Origin of the sequence: Paraburkholderia ginsengiterrae (assembly GCF_001645125.1) — a bacterium.
Taxonomy (GTDB): Bacteria; Pseudomonadota; Gammaproteobacteria; order Burkholderiales; family Burkholderiaceae; genus Paraburkholderia; species Paraburkholderia ginsengiterrae.
This window is the reverse complement of record NZ_LXKA01000011.1, coordinates 22,613-37,947: the sequence shown is the minus strand read 5'-3', so window position 1 is coordinate 37,947 and position 15,335 is coordinate 22,613. Positions and strand designations below refer to the sequence as shown.

Below are 15,335 nucleotides of genomic sequence, written 5' to 3'. Positions count from 1 at the left end.
ACCGCCATTAAAACGCACGTTCCGTTAGGTGCCGCACTGACTCCACGCAACGGGAAAAATCGGGGGTGTTTTTAATATCGTGCGCGGCTCGGGAAATAATCAAAAACGCGGGACGTATATCCAATGCGCATGATAGATGTAGTGACAAACGGCGATTAGACGCAGATCTTTATGACAGTCATACGTCTATCGTGGCGCTCTGGAAGTGATAGCCGAATGAGCCGGCCGGAGACGGGAGAAATCCGCGCTGTGAAAGAGATATGCACCGCCGGTTGTCGCACCAGCTATAAGGGAACCATGCCAGGAACGGTCGCCGCGCCGGCATTGCGCCGGCGCGTTGCTATTTCGCGCGGCAGGCGTAGATCAGATTGAGCGTGCCGTTCTCGGTGGACTGGCGCACGACGTCGAATGCGCCATTGCAACTCGCGTTGGCCTGCTGCGAGCACGAATCGGAGCCCGCCGGACATTGAACCAGCGTGGTCGCGCGCCCGTCCGAAAGAAACAGGGGTGCGCTGCTGCTGCAACCGCTCAACGCGGCCGCGAAGCCAACCGCCAACGTTGCACAGGCCCCGCGCGCGAAGAAGGAAAGACTGCGTTTCATTTCAAACCCCGATCACGTCTTGTTTTTCGATGCCGCGATTGTGCCACGCGGCAATTGCGCTGCGTCATTGACATCGCCGGACGTTGTCACGCTTCGATGCCATACGCCGCGATCTTCTTGTAGAGCGTCGCGCGCCCCATGCCAATCTGGTTGGCGGTATCGATCACACGCCCGCCATTGGCGCGCAGTGCATCGATCAGGAAGCGCTTTTCGAACGCCGCCATCGCGTCGCTCCACAACGCCGGTTCAGGCGCATCGAGCGCCGCGCCCCGAGCGTGAGCTTGCGCGTGAGAAGCCACCTCGGATACGCCCGGCCGCTGGATGCCACCATGCACCGAGCCGATGAACGGAGCCAGCGCCCGCGCATCGATCCGCTCGCTGTCGGACAGCATCACGGCGCGCTCCAGCGTGTTGCGCAACTCGCGCACATTGCCCGGCCAGCCATACGAACACAGCAGCCGCAGCGCGTCGTCCTGCAATTCGAAATGACTGCCGCCGCGCACTTGCGTGGACAGATCTTCGAGCATGGCGTAGGCGAGCGCTTCGATATCGGACGTCCGCTCGCGCAGGGGTGGTGCATGGATCGTCAGCACGTTCAGCCGATAGAACAGATCGGCACGAAAGCGGCCCGCCGCCACCAGCGCGGGCAAATCGGCCGAAGTCGCCGCGATGATCCGCACGTCCGAGCGCACGATCCGGTTCGAGCCAAGCGGTTCGAACTCCTTGTCCTGAAGCACGCGCAGTAGCTTGCCTTGCAACGGCAGTGGCATATCGCCGATTTCGTCGAGAAACAGCGTGCCGCCGTTCGCGAGTTCGAACTTGCCGACGCGCCCTTTGCGATCCGCGCCGCTGTATGCGCCGGGCGCCGCGCCGAAGAATTCGACTTCGAGCAGGGTGTCGGGAATCGCCGCGACGTTGACGGCCACGAGCGGCTGATTGGCGCGCGCCGAGCCGCCGTGAATGGCATGCGCGAGCAGTTCCTTGCCGGTGCCGGTTTCGCCGAGCAGCAGCACCGGCGATTCGAGTTGCGCCGCGCGGCGCGCCTGGCGCTTCACTTCGAGACCGGCCGCGCTCGTGCCGACAAAGCTGCCGAACGTATATTTGGCGCGCCGCGCCTGGGCAAGCGACTGACGCGTCGCGATCAATTCTTCCTGGACGCGCGAATAGTGGGAAAAAAGCGGGGTCAACGCCTTCAACTCATCGAACAGCGCGAACCCGACGGCGCCGACCGTGATTCCCGCGTCGTCTTTCAACGGCAAACGCGTCACCACCAGCGGCTCGCGGTCCGTTTCCAGAATATCGAGCAGAATCGGCTTGCCGGTGTTCACGACCTCGCGCATCAGGCTATTGGGGATCACGGCTTCGCAATCGCGGCCGATCGCCTGCTCCGGGTCCGAAAACCCGAAACGCGCGGCATAACGCTTGTTGATCCAGACCACGCGCGCGTCGGCATCGACGATGAACGTGCCTTCGCTGAAATTTTCGAATGTGCGGAAAAGCGAGTCCATCGCGCGGCGCAGTACGTCGCCGTAGGTGGCGGGAAGTCCCGCCCAGTCGTTCATCATGCTGTCGCTGTCTCCGGCTATCGTTCTAATCATGCTTGTCTCATTTCGTAGACAAGCTTATCTCACCAGCAAGACTGACGGTAAGCATACTGCATAAGGGTTTGTCCTCGTTTCGGCCTGTGTTCAGACAATTTGCGTCCCGTTTTGGAGACGTTTGGGTACAATCGGCCGCAGCGCGTTTCGCACTTCGGCCTGTTAAATCAGGCAATTGGCCGTTGCCGCGTGCGTGGCACAAAACCTGCGTTTGCCGCCGCCGTGCCGTCGCGCTCTTCAGACGGCGACCATGTAGAACAACCAAGCTATGGAGACTTAATGTCCTTCGTCATCGTCCTCGCCGCGCTGGCGTTTCTGATGTTTGCCGCGTATCGCGGCTACAGCGTGATTCTGTTTGCGCCAATCGCCGCGCTCGGCGCCGTTCTGCTGACCGACCCTGCCGCGGTCGCGCCGGTTTTTTCCGGCATCTTCATGGAGAAGATGGTCGGTTTCGTTAAGCTCTACTTCCCGGTGTTCCTGTTGGGCGCCGTGTTCGGCAAGGTGATCGAACTGTCCGGTTTCTCGGAGTCGATCGTGGCCGCCGCGATCCGCTACATTGGCCGCTCGCGCGCCAACGCGGTGATCGTGGCAGTGTGCGCGCTGCTCACCTACGGCGGCGTGTCGCTGTTCGTCGTGGTGTTCGCGGTGTATCCGTTCGCCGCCGAGCTGTATCGCCAAAGCAATATTCCGAAGCGCCTGATGCCTGGCGCGATCGCCCTCGGTGCGTTCTCGTTCACCATGGATTCGCTGCCGGGCACGCCGCAGATCCAGAACATCATCCCGACCACGTTCTTCAAGACCACTTCGTGGGCCGCGCCCACGCTCGGCGTGCTTGGCTCGCTGTTCATCATCGTGGTCGGCCTCTCGTATCTGGAGTGGCGCCGCCGTGCGGCGATGGCAAAAGGCGAAGGCTACGGCACGGATCTCGTCAACGAGCCGGAGCGCGTCGAATCGAAGCAACTGCCTCATCCGCTGCTGGCGGTTGCGCCGCTCGTGCTGGTGGGTGTCGCGAACTTCCTGCTGACCCGCTGGATTCCGAACTGGTACGGCGCGACCTACACCGTGACGCCGGAAATCCTGCCGGGCGTTCATGCGCCGGTCACGACCACGATCAAGGCCGTGGTCGCTATCTGGGCGGTGGAAGGCGCGTTGCTGCTCGGCATCGTCATGGTCGTCGTCACGGCGTTCAACCGCGTGCGCGAGCGCTTTGCTGCCGGCACCAAGGCCGCGGTGGCAGGCGCGTTGCTGGCATCGCTGAACACCGCGTCGGAATACGGCTTCGGTGGTGTGATCGCAGCGTTGCCCGGCTTTCTGGTCGTTAGCAGCGCACTGAAGAGCATTCCCAATCCGCTCGTCAACGCAGCCGTTTCGGTAAGTTCGCTCGCAGGTATTACGGGCTCGGCGTCAGGCGGCATGAGCATCGCGCTCGCGGCCATGTCGGACGTGTTTATCAAAGGCGCGGAGGCCGCGCATATTCCGATGGAAGTCCTGCACCGGGTCGTCGCCATGGCGAGCGGCGGTATGGACACGCTGCCGCACAACGGCGCGGTGATCACGCTGCTCGCCGTGACGGGATTGACGCACCGGCAGTCGTACCGCGATATTTTCGCAGTGACGGTCATCAAGACGATGGCCGTGTTCTTTGTGATCGCGGTTTATTACGCTACTGGCCTGGTTTGATTGGGTTGGCGTAATAGCGCTGAAACGAAACGGCGACCGTAAATTTCATAAGCTGATTTTTACGGTCGCCGAATCGGAGTAGCGCACTTGAATCGGGGATACCAGCCGTCAGTCGTTTTAAGCAATTAAAAGAACAATAGCCCCACCCCTCGTGACAAGGCGCCAGCCAAGGTCATATACCCAACGAGTGGCTAGTGCCGCGTGCGGTCCGGCAGGGACTGAAGCAACGCGGAGATGCTCATCTCTTCATCCAGATCCGGCCAGTACAACTGCTGGCGGTCCAAAGAGATTGCAAAGTGTCCGCGCTCCGTTTCAGTGGCCGCCTGCAAGACGGGAAACCATCCAAGCGGGAATTCGACGGACTCGCCGTCGGACAGGTCGAGAAACAGGTGCCCACTGTCGAAATGCACACTTACCGCGCCGCTGTCCATGACCGTCTCCTGAGTGAGAAGCAACTTAAAAGATAGGCTCACGCACGGCGCGATACAAGAAAGAATGCTGGAGAGCAGGGCTGCTTCCGCGTTGGAGTTGAAGTGACGCGCCTCTTCAGTTTCAACACGATGCCGGTCAATGGTTGCGTGGTTCGACCCCGGAAATTGCCGCAAGCGACTCAGCGGGGAAGCCAAGCGCGGGACCTTGCTCAACGAGACGGTCGAGCGTGGCGATCGTGGGCACGACAAAGCCTGAGCCGACACCTATCGTGTAAAGTCCCTCGGCCGAGGTGACGAAATTCGCTGACGGCCAAATCGCTGACCTCATCTGCCTCCAATGCTCTACGCGACCTACTCTCAGCGCGCCCGCGCCCTCTTCATCGACTCGATATGGTGGACAGTCATCGTCCTGTTCATCCCGCTTGGGCCGTCGACCGATGACATCCTGGCTGCGCCGGAGGCTTACGGCTCCTCCATTGTTCTCTGGCTTGTGGTCGGCCAGTGCATTCCGATCCTGGTCACCGGCGTAATGTGGGCAGTGTGGGGAACATCACCCGGAAAGCGCGCGGTTCGCATTCGAATCGTAGACGCAGACTCAGGGCAATCGATGACCGTGAAACAGGCCATGCTGCGGACAGTCGGATATTTGCTCACCTTCGGGATATTGGGAGCGGGATTTCTGTGGGTCCTGTTTAATCCGAAAAAGCAGGCTCTGCACGACCGCCTGGCCAACACGGTAGTCATTGATGTCGGGTCCAGGACACCCGGCGCCGCGTCGACTTCATGAACACGCTGTCGTATTGCCCGCGTTCGCTCGCCCACAACCTTCGATGCGGCCAGACGCGGAAACGCCGCGCACCTGATCGATCACGTAGCTCCAAACATCCATCGGATGCATTGGATGAGGTCCGCGCAGTGCCTCCTGAGCACCGACGACTGCAGGAGCGTATGCTGCTGTAAATCTCATCAGGAGACGACCATGAGCCTCGCTGGCAAGACGTTATTCATGTCCGGTGGCAGTCGCGGCATCGGACTCGCGATTGCACTGAGAGCCGCACGCGACGGTGCGAATGTCGTGATTGCCGCCAAGACCGCCGACCCGGATCCGCGTCTCGAGGGTACGATTCACACGGCGGCTGCGGCAATTGAAGCTGCCGGCGGCAAGGCGCTCCCGCTAGTTGTGGATATCCGCGACGAAGAACGCGTGAAAGCCGCGGTTGCCGAGGCCGTTGCGTTGTTCGGTGGCATCGATATCCTTGTGAACAATGCGAGCGCCATTCGACTGACTGGCACGCTAGACACGCCCGTCAAACGGTACGACCTGATGCATGGGGTCAATGGCCGAGGGACGTTCGTATGTGCACAGGCCTGCCTGCCTCATCTTCTGAATTCATCGAACCCGCATATCCTCACGCTGTCACCGCCGTTGGTGAGCGACGCGAAGTGGTTTAGCGATTTTCCCGCGTACAGCATTGCAAAATACACGATGAGCCTGTTCACTCTGGCGCTTGCCGGCGAGTTCAAGGACCGCGGTGTCGCAGTCAATTCGCTATGGCCTCGAACAACTATTGCGACTGCTGCTGTGCGAAATGAGATTGGCGGTAACGACATGATTGCCGCGTGTCGCACGCCTGAGATTGTGGCCGACGCGGCCCACTACATCCTGACTCGCCCGGCCAAAGAGTGTTCGGGAAACTTCTTCCTCGACGACGAAGTCCTGCTCGCAGCCGGTGTGCGCGACTTCGCACAATACGACGTGCAGGCTGGAGCCGCATTGCAAGCCGATTTATTTGTCGAGGCGTTGCCGGGCATGTTACCGGCGGACAATATGACGAAGCGTGCTTCCCGCAACCCCGCTTAAGCGAGCGGATAGCAGTCTTTGCCCAACACCAACGTGGTTTGCGAGGGCCGCCTGCGTTCTGCAAGACATACGGCGCGCACGGCAACAAACGCCCGGCTTGCGCCGATGCACCAGTCCCTGCTGAGTCTGGAGGAATCATGAGTCGAACTGAGACCGCGTTGATTGTAGGTGCGGGTAAGGGGCTGAGTGCTTCCCTCGCGAGGCTGTTCACGGCAGAGGGTATGCAGGTCGCGCTTGCGGCCCGGGATACCGGCAAGCTGAAGGACCTCGTCGACGAGACGGGCGCGATCGCTTTTAGTTGCGATGCCGGCCGGCCGCACGATGTCGAGGCGCTCTTTGACGGCGTAGAGGATTCACTCGGCACGCCTGACCTCGTTGTGTACAACGCGAGTGGCCGCTATCGCGCGGCGGTGGAAGACATTGACGCAGAGAAACTCGAGGAGGCGATTAAAGTGACCGCCGTCGGCGGATTTCTCGTCGCTCAGGCCGCAGCCGTTCGCATGCTCGCGCGCGGCGACGGCACCATTCTTCTGACCGGCGCGACAGCAAGTGTGAAAGGACTACCCGGTTCGACGCCGTTCGCGATGGGCAAATTCGCGTTGCGAGGGATGGCGCAATCTATGGCCCGAGAACTCGCCCCAAGGAATATTCACGTTGCCCATTTTGTCATCGACGGTGGTATCGGCAGTACTTGGGCGCAACCGGACGATGGCAGCACTGACGACAAGTGGTTGGACCCCGACGCTATAGCACGGGAGTATCTCCACATTCACCGACAGCACCGTAGCGCCTGGACATGGGAGGTCGAGTTGCGGCCTTGGGTCGAAAAATTTTAACGAGCGTGCCGACCGTGCGACCAATGCCCGGCAATCCCGGCCAAGGGTGGGCTATGGATAATCACGCAGCATTTCATGCTTAAGTCTGAAATATTAGCTGTGAGACTTTTCAAGCAATTAAATAAAAAATTTAACCACGTATCGCAACAAAGTACCAATCAACGTCATTTTTCAGATAAAAATTCTCCGCCGTCTGAACCGGACGGGCCAGCCCGTTTTTGCCACGCTGGCTGCAACACTGTTTTCAGGAATCGCACATCGACGGCAGCGCTCCTCAACACGATACTTCACACGTCGGAATCAACTTGTGGCAAAGCGAATCGGCGAGCCGAAGGCTGGAACTTCGAAGGGGACACCAACATGGATGAGCAAAAACGCCAAAGCATGATCACCTACCTGCGCCGCAAGATGGCGAAGGTTGGCATCAAGGTGGGCGACGTCGCGGCGGCTATTGCCGAAGAACGGGCGCGCCAGAAGTCGGCACGATATCGCAGCGCCTTCGGCGATACCTGGGATGGCAAGGGCGATATGCCTCAGTGGCTGAAACAAGCTACGAGCGCTGGGCAGTCATTGGCGCATTTTGCGGTTGAAAAGCCGTCGACGTCAGCAAGCCGTGCGCGTCCAGCTATTGACTGGAGCCGGGACCCGTTCGCCGGCACCCGGCTGGCGACAGTTCGGGCGTAATAAGCGCCAGCGTCCTGGTTGCAGGCCAAAGACGCGGCGCACGGTTCCTCAGGTTATTTCGACGCGGCAGTCGTCGGCGTGCCCGTGTAGTGCAATCCGTCGAGATCCTTCGTAGCGTCTTCTGCGGACTCAAGCGACGGGATGATGCGGCCCACGAGCAGCCCGAACCCAACGCTGGTTTTCACGTATTTTGTTTCGCCCGCGTCGAGCTTGAACGAGACCGTTTTTTCGGTCTCGGTGGCGGTCGATACCACGTACTGACCGGCCGGCTCGTCAACATAGAAGAATCCTCCCGCTTGCGATTTTCCGACCGTCTGGCCATTCACGTTGATGCTCGGCTGGAGAGCGGCACCGAACATGGAGCCGGAGCGATAGAAATAGATTCGGCCTTGCTCCTGTTTTAGCGTCGGAATTGACGAGGCAACATCCTTGTACTGCGGCCCGCTGGCGCAACCGGACGCGACAAGCGCTACAAATGCACTGGCTACCAGCGCTCGGAACAGATTAGTCATTTATTTTCTCGACGGTTATGGGTTGAGATGGTTCCAGAACGGAAAAGTGAGATTCACCGGGCAGAAAAAAGCCCACCAGCCTGTTCTCTTTGACGACCAGGTAGGCCTCGTGAACCTGACGTCCTTCGATGGTGAAAACCGTGTCTACCGGTTGCAGAACGAGCCCCTGCGGCACTTCGCCGGCAGGCCGCCAGACTGAGCCCGCCTTCACTTGCCGCGAGTATCCCGTGGCGAGTTGGACGGCAACTGGCGTCACAACCCGCACGCGCTCATGGGGGCCCGCCGCAGTGAGGGGCACTATCTGGGCACTTTGAACGGGTATTGCCGGCGCGCACGCAGAAAGCAACAGCGCGGCAAACGCTGAGGCTGCGAGAGCCTGAATTCTGAACAAGATGATGTTTTCTCCGCATCGTTTCCGACAACGTTTTATCGGCACACCCTGCGGGAAACTTGAGAAAACAACGAGACCTGAATTTCAAATGAACAGGCGATTATTCAATATGAATCGCCACATCAGTAATCTACATCGCAAATCCGTGGATCATTTCCGCGTTGAGAATAGTTTCCATATCGACACCGGTAATGTGCGCTGAGGTCGGCGCGAGGGACGGTTTATATAAGTTCGGGAATCCCATCACCCCAGACCACAGCAGTACGCAATTCGCCGTTTACCGACAGCCGCATGATCAACAAGCGTTTCGTCAATGCTGACCCGCATTCAGCAGCATCCAGATCTGCCGAGTCGGCGGCCCGGCAAGAATTCGCGCAAAGACCCCGCGGCACCGAACGCACGTGTAGTGCTCTTCTGCCCGCACATCCTTCACTGCACCCGCACTATTGAGCACAAGGTCGTGATGAGGTGGTTCAGTTGCCGGTTTGCCGGCAAGATCAGCGCATGGCGCGCAGGGTTGAATCCAAAGGTCCATTCGTCAGTTGTCGGCAGTTACCAGAGCTCACGCCATCAAAATCGAACAACAAATCGATCGCTTTCGTAGTTAGTCCCCAAACGGGTTACCGGTGTCTTTCACTTCGGTATTGAGGTTGTATTCCGCACGCATGGCCTTGAGCACGCCCTCGATGTCGCGCTCGAAGCCGATCGCGTTGCCGAAGTGAGTCATGTTCCAGTTGCAGCCCGTTTTGTCAGGCTCCTGCAATTGCGGCCGCGGCACACGAATCTTCACGCCATCCTCGACGACTTCCTGCAGTCGATGGATTCGCCGGTTGACCTCCTGCTGTAGCTGCGAAGCATTGAGCGTCTTGCGTATCATCCAAGTCTCCTTCCGGTTGCTCAAGTCAGTCTAGCGCAAGTCAGGCGTTCCACGACCTGACGCTAAAATTCATCACTTAACTCCTGCGTTGAAACTCAAAGTCGGGCAGGACTGCACTGCCCGGCGAGACAGAAAATCAGCTGTCCGGCAACTCTCCGGCGTATTCGTAGGCAACCGTTCCCTTGGGATGTTTGAACCAGCCGGGGTCGCGATAGTCATTGCGTCCCAGTCCCTCACGCACCTTCACGACGGTGAACATGCCACCCATTTCAAGCTGGCCGAATGGGCCAGTCCCGGTCATCATCGGCAGCGTGTTGTCGGGCAGCGGCATCTCCATCTCGCCCATCGCGCCGCCGGTGCTGCCCATTGCCATGTAGTCCGGCACGAGTTTGTTGATGCGCCTTGCGAGGTCCTGCTGGGGCACGCCGATAAAGTTAGGTACGGAGTGCCCCATCGCATTCATTGTATGGTGGGACTTGTGGCAGTGAAACGCCCAGTCTCCCGGCCGATTTGCCGTGAATTCGATGGCACGCATCTGGCCGACCGCGACGTCGGCGGTCACCTCAGGCCAGCGTGCGCTCGGCGGAATCCATCCGCCGTCCGTGCCCACGACCTCGAAGTGATAACCGTGCAGATGGATCGGATGATTGGTCATCGTCAGGTTGCCGAACCGGATGCGCACGCGGTCTCCGGCGCGCACTGGCAACGGGTCGATGCCCGGAAAGACCCGCGAATTCCACGTCCACATGTTGAAGTCGGTCATCTCGTTGACGCGCGGCGTGAAGCTGCCCGGGTCGATGTCGTACGCGGACATGATGAACACGAAATCGCGGTCGACCTGCATAACACCGGGATCTTTTGGATGAACGATGAAAGTCCCCATCATCCCCATCGCCATCTGGACCATCTCGTCGGAATGCGGGTGATACATGAAGGTGCCGTGCTTCTCGAGCTCGAATTCGTACACGAACGTTTTGCCCGGGGGAATGTGCGGCTGCGTGAGGCCGCCCACCCCATCCATGCCCGATGGCAGCAGCATTCCGTGCCAGTGAACGGTGGTGTGCTCCGGCAGCTTGTTAGTCACGAAGATGCGGACCTTGTCGCCTTCCACTGCCTCGATAGTTGGGCCAGGCGCCTGTCCGTTATAGCCCCACAGGTTCGCATTCATGCCCGGCGCCAATTCGCGCACGACAGGCTCGGCAATCAGGTGGAACTCCTTCCAGCCGTTCTTCATGCGCCACGGCAGCGACCATCCGTTCAGCGTGGCAACGGGCGTGTACGGGCGGCCGTTGGGAGGCGTGAGCGGCGATTGCGTGGTGGCCTTGGCCATCGTAGGCGCCTCAGGCAACGACGCGGCACCGGCCTTGCTCACCAATGCTGCTCCAAGCAATGCGGCCCCCGAGCCGCCAAGAAAATTTCGACGTGAGACCATGTCATTGACCTTCGGAATCTATGGGCGACGCCGGTTGCGTCGGGTGAACTGACGGCGCCGAGGCCATCGCAAGCGGTGGAAGACGGCCACCGACGGCTTGCTGCAGATCGGTCTCCGCGAGCCAGTAGTCTTTCAACGCGTCGATATAGCTGTTCACTGCGCCGACCTGGTCGCGCGAATCCGCCAGCAGTTCGAACACGCTTGCAAGCATGCCGTTGTAGCGAAGCAGGAGTTCGTCCGAAATGGTTTTACGGATTGGCAGGACTTCGTCGCGGTAGTGCTTTGCGATGTCGTAGTCGGTCACGTAGGCCGAATACGACTCACGAACTTCTGACCGGGCGTTAATCGCCGACTCGGCAACGCGGTTGACCGACTGCATGTAAATCGCCTCGGCACGCGCAACCTTCGCACCGCCCCAATCGAAAACAGGAACCTCGACGCTGATTTCGTAGCCCTGCTCATGGCCATCGGAAGTCGTGAAGTTGTTCTGATACCCGACGTCCAGCGCGTTGATGAAACGCGTCGCCTTGCTGAGACCTAACGAACTCGCGACACTCTGCGTCTGCAGCTTCGCGGCCTGGATATCCAGCCGGTTCTGCATCGCAAAGCTCTCGAGGTCATTGAGCTCGGGTCGGTTCCTGGGCAGATCTGGCAGGCGTTCGGGGAGCGTGTACTGCGTCGCGGCACCCCACAGGCCCATCATGCGAGTCAGCTTTTCGCGCGCGGCAACGGACTGCTGCCGCATTCTTGCGAGTTGCGCCACCGCGTCCGCGTAAAACGCCTGCTCGCGAGCGTAGTCGAGCTTGCTGAAGTTGCCGGCCTGCTGCATGCGCAACGCCAGTTCGGCACCCGCCTCCGCCGAATCCTTCACCTGCGCGGCATATGTCGCAGCCTGCTCGGCGGCGACAGCCTTGATATAGGCACGTCGTGCGTCAGCGGCCACCTTGAGCATCGCGTCTGCCGCCAGCAGCCTCGTTTGCTCGAAACGGCCACTCTCGATGCGAGTCGCCAGAGGCAGCGTCAGGACGCCCAATAGTCCAACCGTGAAGGTGCGGCTGATGCTCAGGTCGTTGCTCCCATGCGTCCGGCTAAAACTGAAACCTGGGTTGGGTAGCCGTCCCGCTTGCACGAGGTCCGCCTCGGAGATGCCGAGTTCGCCGTACGAGGCCTGCAGGCCGCGATTGTTCAGCAAGGCGATTTGCACGGCGTCGTCCATACCAAGCGGTTTGGACAGCAGTTCGTGCGTGCGCCTGGTCACCGCGTCCTGGTCCTCGTCGGTCTTCACCTGCACGGCATCTTTCCCAAGCCGCTCGGAGGCGATGGAAGAAACCGTATTGAAGCCACCGTCCTTCGAAAAGGTCGTGCAGCCTGCAAGGAACACCATCATGCCGGCGAACGCAAGAATGCGGCTACTTGATAAGAAATGCCGCCTCATATCGCCGGCTCCTCGTGGCTGGAGCCGTGTTCGTTCTTACTGGCGTCGGCGCTGCCGTCCAGCATGTTGCCGTGGCTCATCCCGTTCATGCCCGACGAACTTGCCACGGAACGGTTGAGCTCCTGCCAGGTGGGTCCTTGCTGATCCCGGTATGGCTGGTAGTCCGCGAACGCGGACGGCACGCTGACGGCCGGAACCGATGCGGCGGCATCGGCCGGGTCGGGATTTTGAGTGGTGGCGTGCACGAGCGCCGGCAACAAGGCCGCCGCGCTCGATAGCGCCGCGATAAACATACGCATGGGTTTTTCTCGTCGTCAGTCGCCTGGATGGCCGACACGCGGTCATTCAGGGCGAAATTGCGCATCGCAGCCTGAGGCCGCGAATAAGGACTAGACGAGAATGGCTCTGGGAGGTCGTTCGATGCCGCTAGTCAGAAACGACGCGACGCTGATCGAGGGAGGGAATGGAACTGCAAAGTGAGCCGTGTCGGCCGGAGCTGCCACCGCGGGGACGGCAGGTAACGCTACGCCGGAGCAACAGGATGCGCAGGTCGCGCAGGCGTGCACATGCTGTGCACCTCCGTTCTGATGGCTGTGACGCGTACCGTCGGCCATCGCCATACCGTGCATGTCATGACCGTTAGTCGGCTCAGCCTCATGTGCGTATTGCGCGGACGTCATTTCGCCCACGAAATGCGAAGACTCGCATTTCATGGAGATGGCCGCGAACGACTGAACCGGAAGGCTCATGATCAGCAGCACGATGACGAAAAGTTTGCGCCAGTACGACATGGTTGCGAAGTCTAGCACGCAATTTAAGACGGTTGGAAGGTCAGGAATGTGTCATTGCGCACCTGCGCTCTTACAGAGATTCGCGCTGCAGCTTGGCCTGCCGCCGCGCCCGGTCGTTAATGATCTGGTGGCGCCGGTGGTCGGTCATCTTCTTCCACGCCCGAATTTCATCGAGGGTACGAAAGCACCCGACGCACAGTTTGGTCTTGCCGTCGAAGGCGCACACATCGATGCACGGCGACTTGACTGTCATGGTCAGGCCGCCGCGCGTGAAGGTTGCACTTCGACGGTGACATGCGAGAGTCCTTTAAAGCGTTCGAGCGCTGCGTGATAGAAACGCGAATCGCGCTGAGGCTCACCGGTTGCCACTGACACCACGGCGCTCATGTGCCCCGGGCCCACGCGCCATACGTGCAGGTCGACGACCTTGTCGCCGCGGTCCTCGATTGCATGACGCACGTTGTCCGCCATACGCCGGTCGGAATTCATGTCGAGCAAGATTGCGCCCGTGTCTCGCATCAGGCCGTACGACCAGTTGGCTATCACCAGCGCGCCGATGACACCCGCGAGCGGGTCCATCCAGAGCCAGCCGAACGCGCGTGCCAGCAAGAGACCGATGATCGCTAGCACGGACACCGCGGCATCGGCCATGACGTGGATATAGGCCGACCGGATGTTGTGGTCGCGCGTCGCCGCAGCATGCGCGTCGTCGTGGTCGTGCTCGTGTTCTTCAAACTCGATTTGATGTTCGCCATCAGGCAGACGGACAATCGCCTTGAACGCGTGCGGCTCAGGAATGTCTTCCTTCGATTCCAGGTAGCCGCCCCGATCAGCCAGCGCGAAGACCTGTCGTGTCCCATCGGGCCGTACTGTTGTCACGGACACCGCTGAAGCGTCCAGTCGCGGAGTTTTCGTTGCCGGTGTAATCCGGAAAACGGGCGGCACGCCATCTTCGAAGATGGACACGGCAAACACGCCTGACGGCGTTGAAATCTCCTGCATTTCGCTTTCGTGAGCGTGGTCATCGTGGCCGTGACTATGACCATGGTTATGACCGTGGCTATGACCGTGGTCACCGCCGCTCAACAGCCACACGCTTGCCAGGTTGACCAGCAGGCCAACCACCGCGATAGGAATCGCTTCGCCGAAGTGAATGGGGACCGGCGACAGAAAACGCGAAACCGCCTCGTAGCCGATCAACACCGCAATCATCGCGAGCACGATGGCACTCGTGAAGCCCGCGAGGTCGCCGAGCTTGCCGGTACCGAACACGAAGCGGGAGTCGGTGGCGTGTCTGCGTGCGTAGGTATAAGCGAGCGCTGCAATCAACATGGCGCCGGCGTGCGTCGACATGTGCAGGCCATCGGCAACGAGCGCCAACGAGCCGAACATGCTGCCACCGACAATTTCAATCAGCATCATCGCGCTGCATAGCGCAATTACCGCCCACGTCCTGCGCTCGTTCTGTTCATGACCGGCACCCAGAAAGATGTGGTCATGACCCGCGCCGAATGCAGCGTCTTTGAAATCACTCATTTTTGACTCTACTTGAAATAGCTGTGAACGACCTCGATGAGCTGGTCGGTGGCACTGCCGCCGTGCTCTTCGCCGTCATGCGCATCGACGAGATGGTTCCTGATGTGGTCCTCCAGCACCACGGCAAGCAGGCCGTTCATCGCTCCGCGGCAGCTCGTGATCCGTTGAAGGACATCCGAGCAGCCGTGTTCTTCCTCGAGCGCCCGCTCGATGGCTTCAACCTGGCCCTTGATACGGCGAACCCTGTTGAGAAGCTTTTGTTTTTCCTGAACCGTGTGACTCATCGCGCTCTCCATATACCCCCACCGGGTATATAACAACGCAGAGTGTATCATAGGGGGTAGGGGTATTTAACGACCGCGCAGAGTTTTCCTCGCTCGCGGATTTCGCAGACGTCGTCTCGATGTTTTATGTAGAAGCCAGATCAGTCCGGGCAGCATGAGCCGGACTGCTGCATCGGAGGGCACCGGTTGGTGCCGTATGAGCAGTAGACGCAACAATCTCCGGGTTTCGGCTTAAGCAGGCTTTCGCATTGTTCGCATGCGTAGAACCAGACACACGCGTCGGTGGGCATGGTCTCGCTCTTCTTATGTCCGCACACCGGACAGGTAATCGTCGACTCCAGAACGATCGCGTTCATCGCGTTATCCGTTTGATGTTCGGCGGCGAC

18 protein-coding genes are annotated in these 15,335 nt (G+C 59.9%); 5 read left to right on the top strand and 13 right to left on the bottom strand.

The genetic code is table 11. From position 1 onward, the window contains the following. Nucleotides 1-340: 340 nt before the first annotated feature. Together A6V37_RS00265 and A6V37_RS00260 are read right to left on the bottom strand one after the other, a co-directional pair. Nucleotides 341-601, bottom strand: a complete 261-nt coding sequence (locus A6V37_RS00265) for a hypothetical protein (protein WP_064271117.1) — start codon at nt 599-601, stop codon at nt 341-343. Nucleotides 602-687: 86 nt separating this feature from the next. Continuing rightward, nucleotides 688-2,166 carry a sigma-54 interaction domain-containing protein gene (locus A6V37_RS00260; protein ID WP_064271118.1) on the bottom strand — a complete coding sequence of 493 codons (1,479 nt, stop codon included), beginning with the start codon at nt 2,164-2,166 and terminating at the stop codon, nt 688-690. 312 nt (nt 2,167-2,478) lie between these two features. Here A6V37_RS00260 and A6V37_RS00255 point away from each other — a divergent pair, with 312 nt between their 5' ends. Further along, nucleotides 2,479-3,879: a GntP family permease gene (locus A6V37_RS00255; RefSeq protein ID WP_064285637.1), complete on the top strand. Its 1,401-nt coding sequence runs from the start codon at nt 2,479-2,481 to the stop codon at nt 3,877-3,879. A 191-nt stretch (nt 3,880-4,070) separates the two neighbouring features. Here the strand turns inward: A6V37_RS00255 and A6V37_RS41970 are convergent, their stop codons facing one another. Further along, entirely contained in the window at nt 4,071-4,505 is a 435-nt protein-coding gene (locus A6V37_RS41970) for a DUF2442 domain-containing protein (RefSeq protein ID WP_242665927.1), read from the bottom strand. A 142-nt stretch (nt 4,506-4,647) separates the two neighbouring features. Between A6V37_RS41970 and A6V37_RS00245 the strand changes: the two genes are divergently transcribed. The 4 genes from A6V37_RS00245 (at nt 4,648) to A6V37_RS00230 (ending at nt 7,691) form a co-directional block, all read left to right on the top strand. Beyond that, nucleotides 4,648-5,097, top strand: coding sequence for an RDD family protein (locus tag A6V37_RS00245; protein ID WP_064271121.1), 450 nt, complete (start codon nt 4,648-4,650; stop codon nt 5,095-5,097). Between the two features lie 192 nt (nt 5,098-5,289). Beyond that, nucleotides 5,290-6,171: an SDR family oxidoreductase gene (locus A6V37_RS00240; RefSeq protein WP_064271122.1), complete on the top strand. Its 882-nt coding sequence runs from the start codon at nt 5,290-5,292 to the stop codon at nt 6,169-6,171. A gap of 137 nt (nt 6,172-6,308) precedes the next feature. Further along, on the top strand, nt 6,309-7,007 hold the full coding sequence (locus A6V37_RS00235) for an SDR family NAD(P)-dependent oxidoreductase (protein ID WP_207547674.1): 699 nt from the start codon (nt 6,309-6,311) through the stop codon (nt 7,005-7,007). A 360-nt stretch (nt 7,008-7,367) separates the two neighbouring features. Then, nucleotides 7,368-7,691, top strand: coding sequence for an H-NS family nucleoid-associated regulatory protein (locus tag A6V37_RS00230; RefSeq protein ID WP_064271123.1), 324 nt, complete (start codon nt 7,368-7,370; stop codon nt 7,689-7,691). Between the two features lie 53 nt (nt 7,692-7,744). Here A6V37_RS00230 and A6V37_RS00225 read toward each other — a convergent pair whose 3' ends face one another. The 10 genes from A6V37_RS00225 to A6V37_RS41960 form a co-directional block, all read right to left on the bottom strand. Beyond that, nucleotides 7,745-8,203, bottom strand: a complete 459-nt coding sequence (locus A6V37_RS00225; RefSeq protein WP_064271124.1) for a DUF2846 domain-containing protein — start codon at nt 8,201-8,203, stop codon at nt 7,745-7,747. Next, complete coding sequence (locus tag A6V37_RS00220) at nt 8,196-8,594, bottom strand: hypothetical protein (RefSeq protein ID WP_064271125.1); 399 nt, start codon at nt 8,592-8,594, stop codon at nt 8,196-8,198. Before A6V37_RS00220 ends, A6V37_RS00225 begins: the two co-directional genes overlap by 8 nt. A 604-nt stretch (nt 8,595-9,198) precedes the next feature. Beyond that, nucleotides 9,199-9,471 (bottom strand): hypothetical protein, encoded by a 273-nt coding sequence (locus A6V37_RS00215; protein ID WP_064271126.1) that lies wholly within the window; start codon nt 9,469-9,471, stop codon nt 9,199-9,201. Between the two features lie 136 nt (nt 9,472-9,607). Further along, nucleotides 9,608-10,903, bottom strand: a complete 1,296-nt coding sequence (locus A6V37_RS00210) for a copper oxidase (protein WP_064271127.1) — start codon at nt 10,901-10,903, stop codon at nt 9,608-9,610. Nucleotide 10,904: 1 nt separating this feature from the next. After that, a complete protein-coding gene (locus tag A6V37_RS00205; protein WP_064271128.1) occupies nt 10,905-12,338 on the bottom strand; it encodes a TolC family protein in 1,434 nt (477 codons plus the stop codon). Beyond that, nucleotides 12,335-12,637, bottom strand: coding sequence for a hypothetical protein (locus tag A6V37_RS00200; RefSeq protein WP_064271129.1), 303 nt, complete (start codon nt 12,635-12,637; stop codon nt 12,335-12,337). The genes A6V37_RS00205 and A6V37_RS00200 overlap by 4 nt, the downstream gene beginning before the upstream one ends. Nucleotides 12,638-13,199: 562 nt before the next feature. Then, nucleotides 13,200-13,382 carry a DUF1289 domain-containing protein gene (locus A6V37_RS00190; RefSeq protein WP_064271131.1) on the bottom strand — a complete coding sequence of 61 codons (183 nt, stop codon included), beginning with the start codon at nt 13,380-13,382 and terminating at the stop codon, nt 13,200-13,202. Between the two features lie 2 nt (nt 13,383-13,384). Then, complete coding sequence (gene dmeF, locus A6V37_RS00185) at nt 13,385-14,665, bottom strand: CDF family Co(II)/Ni(II) efflux transporter DmeF (RefSeq protein WP_064271132.1); 1,281 nt, start codon at nt 14,663-14,665, stop codon at nt 13,385-13,387. Nucleotides 14,666-14,673: 8 nt separating this feature from the next. Beyond that, nucleotides 14,674-14,949 carry a metal/formaldehyde-sensitive transcriptional repressor gene (locus A6V37_RS00180; protein ID WP_064271133.1) on the bottom strand — a complete coding sequence of 92 codons (276 nt, stop codon included), beginning with the start codon at nt 14,947-14,949 and terminating at the stop codon, nt 14,674-14,676. 140 nt (nt 14,950-15,089) lie between these two features. Next, complete coding sequence (locus tag A6V37_RS41960; protein ID WP_075643385.1) at nt 15,090-15,305, bottom strand: GDCCVxC domain-containing (seleno)protein; 216 nt, start codon at nt 15,303-15,305, stop codon at nt 15,090-15,092. Nucleotides 15,306-15,335: the final 30 nt, after the last annotated feature.